The sequence below is a fragment of the Pseudomonas sp. dw_612 genome, from assembly GCF_018449725.1.
In the GTDB taxonomy this organism is placed as follows: domain Bacteria; phylum Pseudomonadota; class Gammaproteobacteria; order Pseudomonadales; family Pseudomonadaceae; genus Aquipseudomonas.
This window is the reverse complement of sequence record NZ_JAAVVC010000027.1, coordinates 1-20,869: the sequence shown is the minus strand read 5'-3', so window position 1 is coordinate 20,869 and position 20,869 is coordinate 1. Positions and strand designations below refer to the sequence as shown.

Here is a 20,869-nt window from a genome sequence, read left to right as displayed (position 1 = left end):
CTGTGAGCAACGTTCAATCCAACCGCACCAGCCGCGAGACGCTACCGCGCCTCAAACCCCTCAGCCATGCCGTGCTCTGCGCGCTCTACAGTCTGGCGCCGCTGCCGGCGCTGGCGCTGGACAACAACGCGCTGCCGGCCAACGGCCAAGTCATTGCCGGCAGCGCGAGCATCCACAGCAACGGCAATGTGATGACCGTTAATCAGGGCAGCGACCGCATGATCGCGACCTGGGACACCTTCAATGTCGGCAGTGCCGCGCAGGTCAAATTCCAGCAGCCGGGCAGCTCATCGGTGGCCCTGAACCGGGTGACCGGCAGCGACGGTTCGCAGATTCTCGGTCAGTTGAGTGCCAACGGTCAGGTGTACCTGATCAACCCGTCCGGTGTGCTGTTCGGGGCGGGTTCGATGGTCAACGTCGGTGGTCTGGTGGCCAGTTCGCTGGACATTTCCAACAGCGATTTCATGGCCGGGCGCAAGGTGTTTGCCGGTAAGAGCCAAGGCGCAGTGATCAACCAGGGCACGATCACGGCCGGTGACGGCGGCAGTGTTGCGCTGCTCGGTGCCCAGGTGCGCAACGAAGGCACGGTGGTTGCCCGATTGGGCTCGGTGGTGCTCGGTGGTGGCGAGAAAATCACCCTGGACCTCAATGGCGACGGCTTGATCAACCTGGAAGTCAACGACCCGGTGATCGGTGCCAGTGTCGCCAACAGCGGGGTGATTCGGGCCACTGGCGGCCTGGTCGCCCTCAGTGCCCGTGACTCGCAGGCCATGCTCAGCAATGTGGTGAACAACGAAGGCGTGATCGAGGCTCGCAGCCTGCAGCAACGCAATGGTCGTGTGATCCTCGATGGCGGCAGCAACGGCGTGGTCGTCAACAGCGGCACCCTGGATGTGTCCGGGCGCAACAGTGGCGAGACGGGCGGCAACGTCAGCATGACCGGGGAATACGTCGGCCTGTTCGACAGCGGCAAAATCAACGCCGAGGGTGACGTGGGTGGCGGCACCGTGTTGCTGGGCGGCGACTATCAGGGCAGCGGCGGTGTTCACCAGGCGAATGCGACCTACATGGGCAGCGACGCACGCATCAGCGCCGATGCCCTGAGCAACGGCAATGGCGGAAAGGTGGTTCTCTGGTCCCTCGACAGCACGCAGTTCCATGGCGGTATCAGCGTCAAAGGCGCAGGCATTCAAGGGCGCGGCGGGTTGGTGGAAACCTCTGGCCATGCCCTGGAAGTCACGGGCATCGTTGATCTCAGCGCGGTGTCGGGCAACGGCGGCACCTGGCTGATTGACCCGTTCAACATCAACATCACCCAAGGCGCCAGTTCCGGCGCCACCAGCACCAGCCCGTTCACCTCAAGTGGCGCGGCCAGCTCCAACCTCAGCTCGGCGACCCTTAACGCGTCGTTGTCCGAAGGGGCGAACATTCTGGTCTGCACCTCGTCGGTGGGCGGTACGTCCGGCGACATCAACGTGCTGAGCAACGTGCGCGCGGTCGGTAACGCCACGCTGACGCTGCAGGCGCATCGCAACATCGTGATGACCAACACGAGTATCAGCAACGCCACCGGCAAGACACTCAATGTGTCGCTGTATTCGAACTTCAACAATACCGGCAACGGCTCGGTGGCCCTGAGCAATGCCACGGTCAGCACCAATGGCGGCAACCTCACCATCAGCGGTGCGGTGCAGCCGAATCAAGCCTGGGCCAGCACCAACGTCAGCAATGGCAGCGGTATTTCCTTGAGCAACGGCACGCGCATCACCACCAGCGGCGGCAACGTAATCCTGCGCGGCGCCACGTCGGCGACCCTGGCGGCAGGGTCCACCGCAACGGGTGTCAGCATCAGCGGCAGCAGCATCGATGCCGGTGGCGGCAACATCAGCATCAGCGCCTTGCAAGCGAGCATCAGCGGCATCGGCGACGGGTTCGTTCTGAGTGGCGGCAGCCGGTTGGTGACCACCGGCCTCGGCTCGATCACCGTTGACAGCACCAACCTGGGCAGCGGCAACGGCACGCGAATTTTCAGCACCAGTAACAGCATCGCCGCCAGCGGTTCCGGCAATGTCACTCTGCGTGGCAATGCCACTTCGGGGGCGGGCGTGCTGGTGTGTTCGACGGCGGCGGCGTCTTCGCAAAGCCTGAGCGTCGGCACGGGGACGCTGACCGTGCAGGGCAACAGTAATGGCCGGGGTGTCTATCTGGCGGCGGCGGGTGATGGTGCGGTGAACCTTAGTTCGGCCCAAGGCGGCGCGATCGTGCTCGACGGCAGCAGCACCGCGAGTTACGGCACGATCCTCAATTCCACCGGTGCCACTTCGTCGATCAACCTCGCGACCGACGGCGCCATCAGCCTCACCGGTGCCACGGCGGGCGGAAACATCGCGGCCCTGGCGCTGGCGACGTCGGGCAACAGCACGGCCACCGCGCCGGGCGCGAGCATCAAAATCAGCAGCCGTCGCGGCGACATCAACTTCAATGGCAACAGCACCGCTCCGTTGGCGGGGTCGGGGATTCTCTTCAACGCCACCGGTACCTCTCAGGGCGTCAATGTCAGCGGCGGTTCCGGCAATATCACCTTGCGCGGCAATGCAGTGGGGGCCTCGGATGCGGTGGTTCTGGGCGGCGGCGCTGGCAATGACATCAGCACCCAAGGCGGCTCACTCACCATCAGTGGCACGGTTCAGCCAAGTCAGTCCTCGACCAGCAGCAACCTCAGCAATGGCAGCGGTGTTTCCCTGAGCAGTGGCACGTTCATCGCCACCCACGGCGGTGATATCAACCTCAATGGCGCCACGGCTTCGACCCTGGCGACAGGCAGCACCGCCACTGGCGTGAGCGTGCGCGGCAGCCGCCTTGATGCCGGGGGCGGCAACATCAGCATCAGTGCCTTGCAAGCGAGTGTCGGCGGCGCCGGCGACGGGTTCACCCTGGCCAGCGGTAGCAGCCTGATCACCACCGGCCTCGGCTCGATCACCGTTGACAGCACCAACCTGGGCAGCGGCAACGGCACGCGAATTTTCAGCACCAGTAACAGCATCGCCGCCAGCGGTTCCGGCAATGTCACTCTGCGCGGCAATGCTGCCTCGGGGGCGGGCGTGCTGGTGTGTTCGACGGCGGCGGCGTCTTCGCAAAGCCTGAGCGTCGGCACGGGAACGCTGACCGTGCAGGGCAACAGTAATGGCCGGGGTGTCTATCTGGCGGCGGCGGGTGACGGAACCGTGAACCTCAGCTCTGGCCAGGGCGGCGCGATCGTGCTCGACGGCAGCAGCACCGCAAGTTATGGCACGATCCTCAACTCCACCGGCGCAACGTCGTCGATCAACCTCATCACCGACGGTGCCATCAGCCTCACCGGCACCGAGACGGGCGGGAGCATCGCGGCCCTGGCACTGGTGACCTCGGGCAGCGGCACGGCCACGACACCGGGCGCGAGTATCAACATCGCCAGCAGCGGTGGTGACGTGCGGCTCAAGGCCAATCAAAACACCGTCAGCATCTCGAACGGTTCGTTCAGAGGATTGTCGCTGGATGCCGGCGGCGATTATTCAACGATCCGCATCGCCACCCAAAGCGGCGACCTGAGCCTGGATGGCTCCAGTGTTTCCGGGCGCGGTGTTGAGATTGCGCCGTCGGGGGCCAACGCTGCCATCAGCCTGGCGACCGGCAGCGGCGATATCGATATCAATGGCACCAGCGCGACGCCTTTGGCCGGTTACGGCGTTTTCCTTAACTCCACCGGTAGCTCCCAGGGCGTCAATGTCAGCAGCGGCGCGGGCAATATCACCTTGCGCGGCAGTTCGGTGGGCGCCTCGGACGCGGTTGTGATCGGTGGCAGTTCCGGCAATCGGATCAGCACTCAAGGGGGCAACTTCAGCGTCACGGGTGTGGTGCAGCCGAGTCAATCCTCGACCAGCAGCAACCTCAGCAACGGCAGCGGCGTGTCCCTGGGCAGCGGCACGTTCGTCGCCACCCACGGCGGTGATATCAACCTCAATGGCGCCACGGCTGCGGGGTCCAGCGCATCGGGCGTGAGCGTACGCGGCAGCCGCCTCGATGCCGGGGGCGGCAACATCAACATCAATGCCCTGCAAACGAGCGTCAGCGGTAGCGGCGACGGGTTCACGCTCACCGGCGGCAGCAGCCTGATCACCACCGGACTTGGCTCGATCACGGTCGACAGCACCAGCCTGGGCAGCGGCAACGGCACGCGGATTTTCAGCACCAGTAACAGCATCGCCGCCACTGGTTCCGGCAATGTGACCCTGCGCGGCAATGCCACCTCGGGAGCGGGCGTGCTGGTGTGTTCGACGGCGGCGGTGTCTTCGCAAAGTTTGAGCGTCGGCACGGGGACGCTGACCGTGCAGGGCAACAGTAATGGCCGAGGTGTCTACCTGGCCGCTGCGGGCGACGGCGCTGTGAGCCTCAGTTCTGGCCAGGGCGGCGCGATCGTCCTCGACGGCAGCAGCACCGGCAGTTTCGGCACGATCCTCAATTCCACCGGTGCAACCTCGTCGATCAACCTCACCACCGATGGCGCTATCAGCCTCACCGGTACCACGGCGGGCGGCACCACACCGGCCTTGGCGCTGGTGACTCCGGGGGCCGGCACCGCCGCGACGCCGGGGGCGAGCATCAACATCAGCAGCAGTCGCGGCGATGTCCTGCTCAAGGCCAATCACAACACACTAAGCACGGCCAGCGGCTCGTTCAAAGCCTTGTCACTGGATGCTGGCGGCGATTACTCAACTATCCGCATCGCCACCCAGAGCGGCGATCTGACGCTGGACGGTACCAGCGTTTCAGGACGCGGCGTCGATATCGCACCGTCGGGCGCCAATGCTTCCATCAGCCTGGCGACCACCAGCGGCGACATCACTATCAGCGGCAACAGCACCATGCCGTTCGGCGGCTACGGGATTTTCTTCAACGCCACCGGCAATTCCCAAGGCGTGAACGTCAGCAGCGGCTCGGGCAACATTACCTTGCGTGGCGACTCGGTCGGCACCTCGGATGCCATCGCGTTGGGGGGCAGCACCGGCAACGGCGTGTCCAGCAACCGGATCACCTCCGACGGCGGCGACATTACCCTGATCGGCAATTTCCACTCGCCCAACAGCGGGGAGCTGGACCACGGCATCGCCATCCTCAGCGTCAACAACATTCTGCAAACCCGCGGCGATGGCAACCTGACGTTGATCGGCAGTGCCCGGGACCAGGGCAGTGGTGTCGAGGTCTACGGTAATGGCAAGGCACAACTCAGCGTCGAGAACGGTGCGTTGAGCATCACCGGCAGCAGCGGGGCGGGGGATGGCATCGGCTTGTTGACCGGGCAAAACCTGATCCAGGCAACCGGCACCGGTTCGGTCACGCTCAATGGCCAATCCCAGGGCGGTTCCGGCATCAATATCTATCCGTCCGGCACCGGCAGTTCGCTGACGCTGTCCACGGTCAGCGGCGATCTGTCCCTGACCGGCATCAGTGCGGCCACGTCCTCCAAGGCCGGCCTGAGCATTCGCAGCGGTGGGTCGGGGACTGCCAATGGTGTGCAGATCCTGTCCCGCAGTGGTGACATTCACCTGACCGGCACCACCCAAGGCAGCGGCGACGGGATCGCCTTCAGTGCGGTCAATGCCAGCGGCTACAACCGAGTGGCTACCGGCGGCGACGGCAACCTCACGCTGACTGGCAGGAGCGCCGGCGGTGCAGCCTTGAGCTTCGACGATGGCAATAACAGCCTGCAGGTGGCCGATGGTCTGCTGTTGGTGGATGTCGACAGCCCGAGCGGCCGCTACATCACCCACACCGATGACGCCACCAGCCTGACGGCCAGCGGCGCGGGGGTGGTGGTGATTTCCCGGGGCGGGCTGATCAACAGCAGCCTGCTCGACCCCGCTTCCGCACCGACCACCCAGTACCTGCAACTGCAGATGGCCCGCAGCGCCTGGAGCCAGCCACTGGCACCCGATTACCACCTCACAGCCCTGGGCAGCGTTGCCGATCAGGTGAGCATCGACGTTGCGCAATGGCGCAGCGTCGCGGCCGCCGACACGGCAGGCGCCCGTTCTTCCAGTAAAACCGACCGAGAGTGACGACCCCAATGAACCATTCCTATTCCCCTCTGCGTCTGGCAATCCGTGTTGCCCTGTTGCCGTTGGCGTTGAGTTTTTCCCTGGGCAGCGCCCAGGCCGGCGAGAAGAAAGAAGTCCACGACTACTTCTACTACCTGGGCGAAATGAACAAGGCGTCCACGGTGATGGTCATCGAAAACAACATCGTGCCCAAGGACCTGGGCAAGAAGATCGTGGCGGCCGTTGACCAGGTCATCAAGGACGGCGACAAGCCAGGGGCCGAGCGTCCAGCGGATTACCTGGACTACGAGCCACTGATTCTGAAACTGGCCGGCCCTGACGGATCGCGCATGCATTCGGGGCGTAGCCGCCAGGACATCCTGTCCACCACGCGCCGGCTGATGCAGCGTGAGAACGCGCTGAAGTTGCTGGATTCGATCAACCGTTCACGGGCCGCGTTCATCGATCTGGCGCAGAACCACATCGACACGATCGTCCCGGCCTACACCAATGGTGTGCAGGCGCAGCCGACCACTTATGCCCATTACCTGCTGGGCTACACGGCGGTGTTTGACCGCGATACCACGCGACTGCAACAGGCGTATGCACGCCTGAACCTGAGCCCGCTGGGCGGCGCGGCGTTGGGCACTTCGAGTTTTCCGGTCGACCGCAAACGGTTGTCGGACCTGCTGGGCTTCGATGCGCCGGTTGAAAACTCCTACGACGCCACCCAGCTCGGCGCCCTCGATACCGGCATGGAGTTGACCGGCATTTGCGCCAACGCCGCGCAAACCATCGGGCTGATGGCCCAGGACATTCACATCCAGTATCACCAGCCGTATCCCTGGATCATGATCCAGGAAGGTCATCTGACCGGCACCAGCAGCATCATGCCGCAGAAGCGCAACCCCTATGTCCTCAACCGTCTGCGCCTGCAAGCCAGCGACATTGTGGGCGGGGCGGTGACGTACGAGTTCGAAGGCCACAATGTTTCCTCAGGCATGCCGGACTACAAGCGCGACCAGGCAGAAAAGAGCCTGGATCAGACCACCCAGGCCTTCGACCTGTTGACCGATATGCTGGGCAACCTGATCATCGACAAGAATCGCGCCCTGCAGGAAGTCGATGCGGATTACTCCACCACCACCGAACTGGCCGACACCCTGCAACGTGAGTCTGATGTGCCGTTTCGCGTAGGTCATCACTTCGCTTCGGACCTGGTCACCTACGGCCGTCAGAACAAGATCAAACCGGCCGACATCCCGTTTGATCAGGCGCGCCGGATCTACGCCAAGGCGCTGGAAGCGTTCAACCTGGAGGGTACGCTGCCGCTGACCGAAGCGCGGTTCCGCACGGTGCTGACGGCGCAGAACATGGTCAGCGCCAGCAAGGGGCTGGGCGGACCGCAACGTTCTGAAGTCGAGCGTATGCTGGGTAAGGAAAAACAGCGCCTCAAGGCCGATCAGGATTGGTTGAGCGAGCAGCGTCAGAAGCTGGCGCAGGCTCAGGTCAATCTGGATAAAGTCTTCTACGCGCTGGGCCACTGAGTGATCACGGGCCTGACTGCTGACGGTCAGGCCCGCGACTGTAACCGTCCATTCTCAACCTGGCGTTTGCGATGACCGATCAAGTGTTTTCCCTGGAACAGTTCGAATACCGTTGTTACACCCGTGACCATGAGGCGGCTGCCGGCGATCTGGTCCGGTTGCTGCAACTGATCGACCGCAACTACGGCAAATTGTCCGAACAGTTCTCACTGAGCGTGTCGCCCGCCATTTCGCCGGGCGAGCTGGAAAACCACGTGTTGACGCGGCTGACCAGCGCCATCACCGCGTTGTTTTCCGACCCCGGGTTTCATATCAGCCCGGACGGCTTTGGCCAACTGATTAACTTGCAGCGCTGGCTGTCATCCCTGTTTGCGGCCAGTGCTTTTGTCAACTGCGACCACATTCTGCGTTCGCTGAATCTGCTGGGGCATAACGCCGATGACTATCGGCTTGCGGAACAGGATTTGGTGAAGTTCTGCATCCTCTATTCCCCGGAGTCCGAACTGCCGCTGGACGTCGAGTTGCTATGGGCGCGCAACCCCGCGCTGGCCGCCGCGCTGTTCATGGCGTTGCTGTCGCCACGCTTTCTCGGTACGCCCGCCGCGCACTCCAAACGCGAGGCCTTGCTGGCCTGGCTGCCGGATCGCCTGGACCAGATCGACAGCCTTGATGGGCTGCCGATCGGTGTGTTGCACGACGTTTACATGCATTGCAGTTATGCGGACCTGCCCGAGCGGCACCGGATCAAGGCCTCGATCAATCGCTTGATCGAACGCAAGCTGGAGAGTGTCGGTTTGCATCACCTGCCGGTGAATCGGGGCGCCGTCGACAGCGTCGCGAAAAAACCGCTGATGCTCGTATTGGTGGAGTGGTTTTCTGGTGGGCACTCAATCTATCGCACCCATTCGCGGACGCTGGAAGCAGCGCGGCGGGATTTTCACGTGGTGGGCATCGGCTACGGGGCGAATGTCGATGACCTGGGGCGCCAGGTGTTCGACGAGTTTGTCGAGTTCGCCGAACCGGATGATCTGTTCGCCTGCCTCGGCCAGTTGCGCGATCTGGCCCAGGCGCGGCAGCCGCACGTGTTCTACATGCCCAGCGTCGGCATGTTCCTGATTACCCTGTTCGCCAGCAATCTGCGGATTGCACCGCTGCAAGTCGCGGCACTGGGGCATCCGGCGACCACCGGCTCGCGTCATATCGACTGCATCAGTGTCGAGGATGACTTCGTCGGCGACCCGGGCTGTTTCACCGAGCGTCTGCTGCGCTTGCCCGCCGACGGGCAGCCTTACCGTCCCTCGGCCATCGCCGTGAACCTGCCGCGGCTGACGCGCGAAGACGGCTCGGTGGTGCATATCGCCGTGGCGGCGACCACGATGAAACTCAACCCGGGGTTTCTGGCGGCTTGCCAGATCATTGCCGCACGCACTTTGCAGCAGTCGGGGAAGCGGGTGCACTACCATTTTCTGGTCGGGCAGGCCCAAGGGTTGCTGTACCCACAGTTACTGCGTCTGGTTGAACGCTGCGTGCACGATGCAACGGTGTATCCGCACCAGGCGTACCCGGATTACATGGCTATTCTCAACCGCTGCGACCTGTTTCTCAGTCCGTTTCCGTTTGGTAATACCAACGGCATCATCGACGCACTGACGGTCGGCCTGCCAGGGGTGTGCAAGACCGGTCCGCAGGTGTTCGAACACATTGATGAAGGGTTGTTCAGGCGCGTCGGACTCCCGCAATGGACCATCGCGCAGACGCGGGAAGATTACGTGCAGGCCGCCGTACGCCTGGCCACCGATTATGCGGAGCGGGCCACCCTGTATCGGCATCTGGCAACCGACGAGCCACTGCGTACCTTGTTTTCCGGGCGTGCGCAGGCATTGAGCGAGGCGCTGTTGAATGAACTGCGTTGACAGGGGGTCAGCCCAACTCCTGCTGCAAGCGTTCCCGGTCAATGGCCTTTTCCCAATGGGCGACGGCCAGGCAAGCCACGGCATTGCCGATCAGGTTGGTCAGCGAGCGGCATTTCATCAGCCGTTCGATACTCAGCAGCAGGGCGACGCTGTCGAGCGGCACGATCTGCAGCGCAGTCAGGGTCACGGCCAGGGTGATGAACGACGAACCGGTCACGGCGCTCGCGCCTTTGGAGGTCAGCATCGCGATCATCAGCAACGTGATGAGCTGCCCGACGTTCAGATCCACCTGGGCGATCTGGGCGATAAACAGTGCACTGGCGGTGAGGTAGATATTGGTGCCGTTGAGGTTGAGCGCGTTGCCAGCGGGCAGGACCAGCCGCACGATGCCTTGCGCGCAGCCCAGGCGCTCCATCTTGACGATCAGCGAGGGCAGCGCGGCCAGCGACGAGGTGGTGAACAACACCAGCAATATTTCTTCCTTGATGTAGCGCAACAGGCTCGACAAGCGCACCCCGGCAAATCGCGTCACGCAACTGAACACGATGATGATGAACAGTGCGCAGGCCACGTACAGGGTCAACAGCAGTTTTGCCAGCGGCAGGATCGACGACGGGCCGTATCGGCCGATGGTATAGGCCAGCGTGGCGAAGGCGGCCAGCGGTGCCAGTTTGAGGATCATGGCCATGATGTTGAACATCAACTGGGCAAGGATTTCGATACCCCGGCGCAACGGCACACCGTGCTGGCCACTGCGTGCCAGGGCCATGCCAAACAACACGGCCAGAAACAGCACTTGCAGGGTGCTGGCCTGGGTGAAGGGCGCGACGAAAGAGCAGGGGATCATGTCGAGCATAAAACGGCTGAACTGGAACGGATCGTGAATATTGTCGGGTACCAGCTGGGTCATTTCGCTGTCATCCAGCGCCAGCCCGGTGCCGGGTTGCAGCACCAGTGTGACGATCATCCCGGCCAGCAGCGAGAGCAGCGCCATGACCTGGAAATAGACCACGGCCTTGCCGCCGATTCGTGCAGACTGACGCTGATCATGCAGGTTGGCGACGCCCGACACGACCAGCACGAACACCATCACGTTGATGTTCATGCCGATGAGTTTGATGAAGCTTTCGCTGATGGGCTTGAGGGTGACCGCCATGTGCGGTTGCGCGTAACCCAGTGCCAGACCGCACACAATTGCGACTAACATTTGTGTGACGCTGCTATTGAAAAAACGGCGATGCATGGGGGATGACGACTCCTCGCAACGTAATCGCCGTTGACCGGAAGGACGTCGGTGGCGGGCTTTTTTGTAGCCTGTAGTGTAACGAGTTATTACAGTCATGGGCGTCGTTTCGTCTAATGGTTTCGGCGCTTTTTACCCGGCGCATCCCGATCGATCTCACCTTTTCAGGGCTCTATGGAACTTCGACATTTGCGCTACTTCCTGATGGTCGCCGAGGAGCAGCATTTCACTCGCGCGGCCGTTCGCCTGAACATGCAGCAGCCACCGCTCAGCCAGCAGATCCGCGCCCTGGAAAGCGAGCTCGGATTCGACCTGTTTCGGCGCCATCCCAAAGGTGTCGACCTGACGCCCGGAGGGCTGATTTTCCTGCAGGAAGCTCGGGATATTCTCAACCGGGTCGAAGATGCCGCGCGGCGTGCGGCCAAGGCCGCCCAAGGGTATGAGGGCACGATGTCGATCGGCTTCACCAGTTCGGCGGCGGCGCACCCGTTGATCCCACGGATCATCCGCGCCTATCGCGAGGCGTACCCGGGCGTCAGCTTGTTGCTCAACGAGGGCAGTGCCCGGGAACTGACCGACGACGTGGTTCAGCGCAAGCTTGATATCGGCATCCTGCGAGCGCCCGTGAGCCAACCCCACGAAATGACCTTTTATCAGTTGTTCGAGGAGGACATGCTGCTGGTTCTTCCGGTGGGCCATCCGTTATTGGAGCGCGCGCGGAAAAAGAAGGGTGAGGACGGCGATGACTCGATGCCTGTTATCGCGCTCAAGCACCTGGCCGAGGAACCGTTCATTCTCGTTCGCCGCAGTGGCGCCACGGGGATGTATTCGAAGCTGATCGAGGCCTGCGAAAACGCGGGTTTCACGCCCAAGATTGCCTTCGAAGTCGAGCGCATGTTGACCAACATCAGCCTGGTGGCGGCGGGGGCAGGGGTGTCCGTGGTGCCCGCGTCAATGAACGGCTTTCATCGCGAGTCCGTGGTCTATTGCCGTATCAACTCACGACCGCGATTGTTGGCGCCCATCACCCTGATGTGCCGGCGTGAAGAGCAGGGGCCGATCCTATGCAACTTTATCGACCTGGCAAAACGTATCGCATCGAGCTGAATTTGCTATTCGCCGCTGGACTTGGCCGGTGCTGAGTAGGGAGAATGGTTTTTTGTTGCGAAAACGGAAGCTCACATGACTGACAGTACGCAGCGTGCAGCCAGCGACATCGATCTGATGACTGAAGTGGCCATGCTTTATTACCTCGATAACATCACTCAGGAGGCGATCGCCAAGCGCTTCGATTTGTCCCGGGTAAAGGTGAGTCGGCTGCTCAAACGCGCGCGTGATGAAGGCATTGTCGAGGTGCGTGTACTGCAGCATCCTGCGCTGAACAATGAATTGGAACAGCAACTGGTCGAGCGCTTCCAACTGGATCGGGCGCTGATTGCCGTCGATCATGGCGACCCCGACACACAGCGTTCGGCGGTTGCCAGCCTCGTGGCCAACTACCTGAACAAGACCTTGAGCGATGGGATGATTGTCGCCGTCGGCATGGGCCGCAACGTCGGGGCCGTGGCCGAGAATGTATTTTTGCCGGTGACGCGCAACTGCACGTTTGTCTGCGCCATCGGTGGTTCGCTGAAGGCCGGCGAATACATGAACCCCGACCATATTTGCCGGCGCCTGGCCTTGCGCTTCGGGGCGGAAAGCGAAACGCTCTACGCGCCCGCCCTGGTGGCCAATCCGGAGTTGCGCAGCATTCTGATCAACAACGATACCGTGCGTTCGACCCTGGACCGTGCCCGTCGCGCCGATATTGCATTGATCGGTATCGGTGACATGAGCGAGAACAGCAACATGGTGCGCATGGGCTGGTTCTCGCCCCAGGAAATTGCCCAGGCGCGACTGTCCGGCACGGTCGGTGACATGATGGGTTACGACTTTATCGACATTCACGGGCAACCGGCGGTCAACGCCCTGCAAGGGCGGGTGATCGGTTTGTCGGTGCAGGAGTTGGTGCGTATTCCCGATGTGGTGGCGATTGCCAGCGAAAACACCAAGGCAGCGGCGACGCTGGGGGCCTTGCGTTCGGGGGTGATCAATACGTTGGCGACGACGGTGACCAATGCTTACACGGTACTGGCACTGGATGATGCAACGCGCAAGCTGACCTGAGGAAAACAGCCCATGCCATCCGGTCGTTGCCCTACGTACCGGATGGAAGGGACAGGCGGGATTAGTGCTGCAGTTGTGCTTCTACCGATTCGGCGAGGTTGGTGAGGATCAGGCAGCACGACACCGCACCGGCATCCAGCACGCCCAGTGACCGCTCGCCCAGGCGACTGGCGCGGCCGATTTTTGCCACCAGATCCCGGGTGGAATCCCGGCCCTGGGAGGCGGCGATTTTCATCAGGCGCAGGGCTTCACCAAACGAGGCACCCTCAGCCACGGCGCGCTCGAAGGCTTCCACCGATGGAATCAGCGTGTCCATCAGGCACTTGTCGCCGACCCCTGCATCCGTGATGTCTTGCAGCGAGGTCAGGCCACCGCGCAGCAGTCTGGCAAAGCTCGCCGCGTCGATCTGTTCGCGACCGCGCACTTCGTCGGCCATCCCGATGAACAGGCTGCCGTAGAGTGGCCCCATCGAGCCACCGATACCTTCCATCAGCGCCAGGGTCAACTCGTCAAGGGCTTCGGCCAGGGACAGTTGGCGACCTTCAAGGCTCTTGCCGCACCTGGCAAAACCCTTGGCCATGTTGATGCCGTGGTCGCCGTCACCGATGGCGCCGTCGACTTCGCTGAGGTACTCGCGGTTGGCGACAATGATCGAGACCAGGTTGGCCACGATGGCGCTACCGTTGCTACTCGAGAAATGCTGGCTCATGGTTCACTCCGACTGGGACATGCCGATGGAGCGGCACGGTTGATCGATCAAGGTTGTCAGTTCCGCGTCGAGCCCGAGCAGGGTCAGGGTGACGCCCATCATTTCCAGCGACGTGAAGTAATTGCCGACATAGCAGCGATGAACGCGCAGGCCTTTGGCCGTGAGCAGGCGTTCGACTTCGGCGTAGAAAATGTACAACTCCATCACCGGCGTGGCGCCCAGCCCGGAGACCAGCACCACGACGCTTTCATCCTGGCTGAAATCGCGGTCGGCGAGAATCGGCGCGAGCATGCGCTCGGCCATGACCGCGGCGGATTCGACCGGGATCACTTCGATGCCCGGCTCACCGTGATGGCCGATGCCCAGTTCCATCATGCCGTTGGCAATCTGGAAGTTCGGTTTGCCGACTGCCGGGATGATGCACGGGGTGAGGCCGACACCGATGGAGCGGCACTGGTCGACAGCCTTTTGCGCGACGCGAATCACGCCGTCGAGGTCGTAGCCTTTGGCAGCGGCCGCGCCACCGACTTTCCACATGAAGATCTCGCCGGCGACGCCACGTCGCTTGGCAATGTCAGCGGGAGGCGCGGAAGCCACGTCGTCGTTGGCCACGACGGTGCGAATGTTCATCTCTTTGCTGGCGGCCATTTTCATCGCCAGCTTGACGTTCATGTTGTCGCCCGCGTAGTTGCCATACAGGCACGCGATGCCGGCGCCCTGATCCGCGGCGCGGAAGGCATCGAAGAAGCTCTTGGCCGTCGGCGAGGAGAAGATTTCGCCGACCGCGACCGCGTCAACCAGGCCCGGGCCGACATAACCGAGAAACGCCGGCTCATGACCGGAACCGCCACCGGTGACGATACCCACCTGGCCCGCCGGTGAGGTTTTGCTTTTGCGGATGACTCGCGGATTGGCCTCGTACTGGGCCAGTTCCGGGTGCGCCACGAGGATGCCCTTGAGCATGTCCTCAACCACCTGATCCGGATCGTTTATGACTCGATTCATGAAGTGTGTTTCCTTGTTCTTGTAGTGTTAAGACCGATCACTGAATGCTGTAGCCGCCATCGATGACCACGTTTTCGCCGGTGATCATCTTGGCCGCGTCGCTGAGCAGGTAAAGCACCAGGCCGGCGATTTCCTCGGGCTGGGCAAACCGTCCGATCGGGATCTGCAATTTGGCGCGCTCGCCCAATTCACCGGCCCAGGCTTTTTTGCCCAGGGCGGTTTCCACGATGGTTGGCGAGACAGCGTTGACGTTGATGCCGTGTGGCGCCCATTCCATGGCCAGGACCTTGGTCATGCCGACCACGGCGGCCTTGCTCGCGCAGTAGGCCACGTGCCGGTCCAGACCGATTACGGCGGCCTGGGAGGCGAGGTTGACGATACGTCCCGAGCCTTGCTCGATCATGTGTCGAGCGCAGGCCTGGGCCACGAAAAAACTGGCTTTGAGGTTGATGTCCAACGTCGTGTCCCAGGCGTTCTCGTTAACGTCCAGAGCCTTGTCCAGCAGCGCCACGCCGGCGCTGTTGACCAGGAAATCAAGACGACCGAGCTGCGCAGCGGCCTGGTCAACCGCGGCTTGCACCTGATCCAGTTGACGCAGGTCGACGGCCAGGCCGACATGCCCGGCGCCGAGGCTGGCAGCCACCTCGACCACCGCCGGATCGCGGTCCAGCAGGGCCACTTTGGCGCCGCGCTCCACCAGCAGGCTGGCGCAGGCCAGACCGATACCGGCAGCACCGCCGGTGATCACGGCGCAGCGGCCGTTGAGGTCGAACGCCTGGTTCCAGAAATTGGACATTTCATGCACTCCGTACGGGCCGGTTTCGGCCCGGGTTCTCTAGTTGGATAAACGCTTACTTGCTTCCGGTGACCTGGGCGTACAAGGCGTCGGCGTTACTGCTGGTGACCGGCACCCACGGCAGGATGTACACCTTATCCGTACCTTCACCCCATTTCACGTCTTTGGCATAGCGTTCCCAGATGGTTGACTGAGGTTTGTAATCCTTGCCTACCAAGGTGCGCAAGGCGATATCGAGAGCACCCTGGGATTGGGCCTGGGCGTCTTGCAGGAACGTGATGACTTCGCCTTTTTTGGCGGCCTGGATGGCATCTGGCATGCCGTCAATGGCGGTCACTGGAACATCGTTTGGCGACAGTCCACGGGACTTGATGGCTTGCAGGGCGCCGAGGGCCATGTCGTCGTTCTGCGAAATGATGCCGTTGATGCCGCCGTTGGGGTGCGCGTTCAGCCAGTCTTCGGTGAGTGTCAGGGCTTCGGCGCGGGACCAGTTGGCGGTCTTCATCTCAATGATCTTGATCTGCGGATTTTTCAGCAGGACTTCGATTTCGCCTTTTTGCCGGTCGATCTGTGCCGACTGGCCGATAGGGCCCTGGATGATTGCCACGGTGCCTTTGCCATGCAATTTGTCGACCATGGCCTGGGCCTGGAGGCGGCCACCTTCGACGTCGTCGTTACCGATAAAAGGAACGTTGGCGCTGGCCACCTTGGTGTTGGAGGCGATGACCGGGACGCCGCTGATTTGCGCCTGGGTCACGGTAGCGACGCCGGCCTTGGTGTCGATCGGCACGAAAATGATCGCGTCGTAATGCTGGGTGACCATGGTTTCGATCTGGTTATTCTGGGTCATGGCGTCATAGTTGCCATCGAACACGGTGAGTTGCACGGTGCCGTCCTTGACCGCCGGGTGTTCTTTGATTTCACGGACCCAGTTCTGCATGTACTGGCCCTTGAGGCCATACACCGCAGCGCCGATTTTGTAGGTCTTATCCTGAGCAAACGCGATGCTACTACTGAGCAGGGAAACAGCCGCCAACGCCGCGAGAGATTTGCCGACTTTTTTAGTGGAAAGCTTCATGGGTAACTCCTTTATTGTTTTAGTCATTGGTTGGGTGATACGGCTTAACGTTTTTTCTTGCGCCAGACATCGATGAGCACCGCAAGTACGATGATCAAACCCTTGGCGACTTGTTGGTAATAGGAAGACACACCGAGCAGGTTCAAACCGTTGTTGATGACGCCGATCAGCAGCGCGCCGAACAGGGTGCCGACGATGCTGCCGGTGCCACCGGAGAGGCTGGTGCCGCCGATCACCACGGCGGCGATGGCGTCCAGTTCATAGGAGCCGCCGGCCTGGGGCAGGGCGGAGGTTGTACGGGCGGCAAGCACCACACCGGCGAGGCCGGCCAGCAGGCCTGAAACCACGTAGACCGAGAACGTCACCTTGCGTACGCCGATGCCGGAAGTGCGGGCGCTTTTTTCGTTGCCGCCCACGGCGTAGATGTAGCGGCCATAAGTGGTGTAGCGCAGCACCATCCAGAAAATCAGGGCGACGACGGCGAAGATAATGATGGGGATACCGATCGGGCCGAGTGTGCCGATGCCCAGAGCCAGGAAGTTTTCGGGCAGATCGGTGACCGGGCTGCCGTCGTTGAGAATGAAGGTCATGCCTCGGGCCACGCTGAGCATGCCAAGGGTGGCGACGAAGGGCGGGATCGTCAGGTTGGCGACCATGAAACCGTTGATCACGCCGAGCATGGCGCCGGCGAACATGCCGGCACTGACCGCCGCCAGCAAGCCGTAACCCTGCGTCGCTACCAGCGCGCTGCACAGCCCGGAAAAGGCCAGGATCGAACCGACCGACAGGTCGATGCCCTTGGTCAGAATCACGTAGGTCATGCCGACGGCCAGGATGCCGTTGATGGAGGTCTGGCGCAGAATGTCCATCCAGTTGCGCCAGGTCATGAAGTATTCACTGGCGAAGGCCATGACCAGACACAACAGAATGAAAACCAGCGGCAGGCCAAAGCGGTCCAGGGCATAGCGCAGGCGGGCGCGTGTCGAGTGGCTGGTCTTGGAAACCGGGGCAGCAGGGGCAGGTGTGGCAAGCGTTTTGGTGTTCATGAGGCGAGACTCAACAAGGCTTCCTGGGAGAGAGCGGTATCGGTGCTGATGGTGACCAGTCGGCCACCCTTGAATACCGCGATTCGATCACTCAGATGGAGCAGTTCCGGGGCTTCGGAAGAGACGACGATGGCCGAGCCGCCGGCGCGGACGAACTCATCGAGCAGGTGATAGATTTCCTGCTTGGCGCCTTCGTCGATGCCGCGTGTCGGCTCGTCGCACAGCAGGCAGATCGGCTGCGTCGAGAGGCACTTGGCAAGCACGACTTTCTGCTGGTTGCCGCCACTCATGGAGGCCACGGGCAGGTCCAGGGAGGTGATCTTGATCTGCAGGCGCTTGACCATGCTGCGGGCCAGTTCATTTTCTTTGCGCGCGCTGATCACCGACCAGCTCGACAGCTGTTTATAAGCAGAGAGCGCGATGTTGGCCATGATGCTGCCGCTGAGTATCAGGCCGCTGTCTTTGCGGTCCTCGGTCACCAGCGACATGCCGGCACGAATGGTCGCGGCCGGCACGCCGATGGGCAGGGGCTGGCCCTGGAGCGTGGCGCTGCCGGCGTCGGGTGCGGTGAGGCCATAGAGGCAGTTGAGGAATTCGCTGCGACCCGAGCCCATCAAGCCGTAGATGCCGAGGATCTCCCCTTGGCGCAGTTGCAGGCTGATGTCCTGGAATTCGCCGTCACGGCTCAGGCCGGTAACGTCCAGGCAGTTTTGCGCGGCGCATTCGCGACCGACCTTGTGATCGATGCGCTGCAACTCCTGGCCGACGATGCCGCGTACCAGATGCGCACGGTCGATATCCGCCATGCGCCCGCTTTCGACGAAGGCGCCGTCGCGGAAGATGGTGTAGTCGTCGGCAATCTGCGACAGCTCGCTGAGGCGGTGGGACACATAGATGATTCCGGCGCCACGGGCGGTCAGGCGGCGGATGGCCTTGAACAGGGTTTCCGCTTCGCGCTCGCCAATGGCTGAGGTCGGTTCGTCCATGATCATCACCTGACAGTCATGGCTGAACGCTTTGGCAATCTCCACCAATTGGATCTGCGCCACGCTCAAGCGGTGCATCGGACTGGTCGCATCAACCTCGAATTCCAGGCTTTGCAGCAGTTCCCGAGTACGCCGATTCAGCTCCTTGCTGTCGACGATGCAGCCGGCGCGCCGTGGTTCACGGCCCAGCCAGATGTTCTCGGCGACGGTCATGTAGGGAATGGGCTCCAGCTCCTGAGTGATCATCGCCACGCCGGCGGCCAGGGCTTCGCTGGGGCGATCGAACTGCACCGGCTTGCCGTTGAGCAGGATGCTGCCTGCGTCGCGTTGGGTGATGCCCATGAGGATGCTGAGAAATGTCGATTTACCTGCACCGTTGCCGCCGCACAGGGCGTGCACGCTGCCGGCACGGAGGGAGAGGCGCCCATCTCGCAGGGCGGGGATTCCTGCATAGGCTTTGGCGACATGTTCAGCCTGGAGCAGTAATGGCGTAGCCATCGGGGTGTCCTCTTGCTGATTTTCTTGTTAGGTCTAACTGATCATCTGATCGGTCAGTGATCATATGTTTAAATCAGTTCACCGTATTCTGTCAACGATGCTTGCAATTCTTTTGTTTTATTTTAGTCGTTGAGTGGATTTTAGCGCAAAAAAGCTCAAAATATTACTTGACATAGGCGTTCCTATAGCAGGCTAATGGTTGTGCATTATTTCATTGCATGATCATTTGATCGTTGTCGGCGCTTCTGCGTGACGGCGGAGGGAAAAGTTATGGAAACAAACAAATCGTTTTCTGTGGCCATCGGTTGCGATGAGGCAGGCTACGAGCTCAAGGAACTGCTCAAGCTCTATATCGAAGCGTTGGGCTACAAACTTCAGGATTTCGGCTGCTATTCGTCTAGCCCGGTGCTTTACCCGGATATCGCGGTAGCCGTGGCGACCGCGGTCAGTGCTGGCGAACATCGCCTGGGCGTGCTGATTTGCGGTACCGGCATTGGCATGGCCATTTCCGCGAACAAGATCAAGGGCGTGCGTGCCGCGCAGGCCCACGACACCTATTCCGCCGAGCGCGCGCGCAAAAGTAACGACGCACAGATCCTGTCCATCGGTGCACGGGTGATCGGTCTGGAGCTGGCCAAGAGCATCGTCAAAATCTTCCTTGAGTCCGAGTTCGAAGCCGAGCGCTCCGGGCCGAAGGTCGAGCGGATTACGGCGGTGGAGAAGGCCGACCGGGACTTGCCATCCCGATAAGGGTCGGGCGGTCGGGATAAGCGCCAGGGACTGAAACACAAATCAACAAGAGCCCAGAAAATGTCCAACCTGCTTGAACAATTGAGACAACACAGCGTTGTGGTGGCCGATACCGGCGATCTCGACGCGATACGCCGCTTTGCACCTCAGGACGCCACCACCAACCCTTCGCTGATTTTGAAGGCGGTCGAGTCCGGCCAGTACAACGCGCTGGTCGATCAAATCCTGGCCGATGTGCGTGGCTTGGGTGTCAGCGTCGAAGACGCGATAGATGAAGCCTGCGACCGTTTGGTGGTCGCCATGGGCAAACAGATTCTTGAGCTCGTACCGGGACGAGTGTCGACCGAAGTGAGTGCCCGGCTCTCCTTCGATAGCGTGGCAAGTATTGCCAAGGCCCGGCGCCTGGTCGAGTTGTACGAACAGGCCGGCATCGGTCGGGATCGCATCCTGATCAAACTGGCGGCGACGTGGGAGGGGGTACGCGCCGCGAAAGTGCTGGAGTCGAACGGCGTGCAGTGCAACCTGACGCTGATCTTCAACTTCGTTCAGGCACGAGCGTGCGCTGAAGTCGGGGCCTACCTGATCTCGCCGTTCGTGGGCCGTATTCTCGATTGGTACACCAAGGCCAATCCCGGCGCTGTTTATGCGCCTGATGAAGAGCCGGGCGTGCAATCGGTACAACGCATCCTGCAGTACTTTCGCCAGCATCGATATCCGACCGTGGTCATGGGCGCGAGCTTTCGCAATGTCGGCGAAATCCGGGCGCTGGCCGGCTGCGACCGTCTGACCATCAGTCCGACCTTGCTCGAGGCGCTTGAAGCCACCGAAGGTCAATTGAAACCCGTGCCGATCGATGGCGCCGAGGCCGAGGGTGACTTGCCGAGACGACTCAGCGAAGCCGAATTCCGTTGGCAAATGAACGAAGACGCCATGGCCAGCGAAAAGTTGGCCGAAGGCATCCGCGGTTTTGAAGCGGACCAGTTGAAGCTTGAAACGTTGCTACGGGAAAAACTTGCCGGAGGTGTCGCTTGAACCAGCCTGAACAGATCTTGAATTCC

General features: G+C 61.7%; 14 protein-coding genes. 7 read left to right on the top strand and 7 right to left on the bottom strand.

Annotated features, from left to right (window positions below; genetic code table 11):
* Nucleotides 1-2: 2 nt before the first annotated feature.
* The 3 genes from HB680_RS29125 to HB680_RS29115 all read left to right on the top strand — a co-directional run bounded on the left by HB680_RS29125 (nucleotide 3) and on the right by HB680_RS29115 (nucleotide 9,534).
* Nucleotides 3-6,095: a filamentous hemagglutinin N-terminal domain-containing protein gene (locus HB680_RS29125; RefSeq protein ID WP_346657422.1), complete on the top strand. Its 6,093-nt coding sequence runs from the start codon at nucleotides 3-5 to the stop codon at nucleotides 6,093-6,095.
* An 8-nt stretch (nucleotides 6,096-6,103) separates the two neighbouring features.
* Nucleotides 6,104-7,621, top strand: coding sequence for an argininosuccinate lyase (locus tag HB680_RS29120; protein ID WP_213941768.1), 1,518 nt, complete (start codon nucleotides 6,104-6,106; stop codon nucleotides 7,619-7,621).
* Nucleotides 7,622-7,692: 71 nt separating this feature from the next.
* The gene (locus HB680_RS29115; protein WP_213941767.1) at nucleotides 7,693-9,534 is read left to right on the top strand and encodes a peptide transporter; all 1,842 of its coding nucleotides are present in this window, start codon (nucleotides 7,693-7,695) and stop codon (nucleotides 9,532-9,534) included.
* Between the two features lie 7 nt (nucleotides 9,535-9,541).
* On the opposite strand, the gene HB680_RS29110 is transcribed toward HB680_RS29115, so the two are convergent.
* Nucleotides 9,542-10,741, bottom strand: coding sequence for a cation:dicarboxylase symporter family transporter (locus HB680_RS29110; protein ID WP_256735642.1), 1,200 nt, complete (start codon nucleotides 10,739-10,741; stop codon nucleotides 9,542-9,544).
* A gap of 210 nt (nucleotides 10,742-10,951) precedes the next feature.
* Here HB680_RS29110 and HB680_RS29105 point away from each other — a divergent pair, with 210 nt between their 5' ends.
* Both HB680_RS29105 and HB680_RS29100 read left to right on the top strand, forming a co-directional pair.
* The gene (locus HB680_RS29105) at nucleotides 10,952-11,884 is read left to right on the top strand and encodes a LysR family transcriptional regulator (RefSeq protein ID WP_213941765.1); all 933 of its coding nucleotides are present in this window, start codon (nucleotides 10,952-10,954) and stop codon (nucleotides 11,882-11,884) included.
* Between the two features lie 75 nt (nucleotides 11,885-11,959).
* Nucleotides 11,960-12,943 carry a sugar-binding transcriptional regulator gene (locus HB680_RS29100; protein ID WP_213941764.1) on the top strand — a complete coding sequence of 328 codons (984 nt, stop codon included), beginning with the start codon at nucleotides 11,960-11,962 and terminating at the stop codon, nucleotides 12,941-12,943.
* A gap of 61 nt (nucleotides 12,944-13,004) precedes the next feature.
* On the opposite strand, the gene dhaL is transcribed toward HB680_RS29100, so the two are convergent.
* Genes dhaL through HB680_RS29070 form a run of 6 tightly spaced genes read right to left on the bottom strand, consistent with a single transcriptional unit; the run spans nucleotide 13,005 to nucleotide 19,061 of the window.
* Nucleotides 13,005-13,652: a dihydroxyacetone kinase subunit DhaL gene (gene dhaL / locus HB680_RS29095; protein ID WP_213941763.1), complete on the bottom strand. Its 648-nt coding sequence runs from the start codon at nucleotides 13,650-13,652 to the stop codon at nucleotides 13,005-13,007.
* 3 nt (nucleotides 13,653-13,655) lie between these two features.
* On the bottom strand, nucleotides 13,656-14,657 hold the full coding sequence (locus tag HB680_RS29090) for a dihydroxyacetone kinase subunit DhaK (protein ID WP_213941762.1): 1,002 nt from the start codon (nucleotides 14,655-14,657) through the stop codon (nucleotides 13,656-13,658).
* A 37-nt stretch (nucleotides 14,658-14,694) separates the two neighbouring features.
* Complete coding sequence (locus HB680_RS29085) at nucleotides 14,695-15,453, bottom strand: SDR family oxidoreductase (RefSeq protein WP_213941761.1); 759 nt, start codon at nucleotides 15,451-15,453, stop codon at nucleotides 14,695-14,697.
* Nucleotides 15,454-15,508: 55 nt separating this feature from the next.
* Entirely contained in the window at nucleotides 15,509-16,531 is a 1,023-nt protein-coding gene (locus tag HB680_RS29080; protein WP_213941760.1) for a substrate-binding domain-containing protein, read from the bottom strand.
* A 44-nt stretch (nucleotides 16,532-16,575) separates the two neighbouring features.
* Nucleotides 16,576-17,577: an ABC transporter permease gene (locus HB680_RS29075; RefSeq protein ID WP_213941759.1), complete on the bottom strand. Its 1,002-nt coding sequence runs from the start codon at nucleotides 17,575-17,577 to the stop codon at nucleotides 16,576-16,578.
* Nucleotides 17,574-19,061, bottom strand: a complete 1,488-nt coding sequence (locus tag HB680_RS29070) for a sugar ABC transporter ATP-binding protein (protein WP_213941758.1) — start codon at nucleotides 19,059-19,061, stop codon at nucleotides 17,574-17,576. Before HB680_RS29070 ends, HB680_RS29075 begins: the two co-directional genes overlap by 4 nt.
* A 270-nt stretch (nucleotides 19,062-19,331) precedes the next feature.
* Between HB680_RS29070 and rpiB the strand changes: the two genes are divergently transcribed.
* Nucleotides 19,332-19,811, top strand: a complete 480-nt coding sequence (rpiB, locus tag HB680_RS29065; RefSeq protein WP_213941757.1) for a ribose 5-phosphate isomerase B — start codon at nucleotides 19,332-19,334, stop codon at nucleotides 19,809-19,811.
* Nucleotides 19,812-19,871: 60 nt separating this feature from the next.
* Complete coding sequence (gene tal / locus HB680_RS29060) at nucleotides 19,872-20,843, top strand: transaldolase (protein ID WP_213941756.1); 972 nt, start codon at nucleotides 19,872-19,874, stop codon at nucleotides 20,841-20,843.
* The last annotated feature ends 26 nt before the right edge of the window (nucleotides 20,844-20,869 follow it).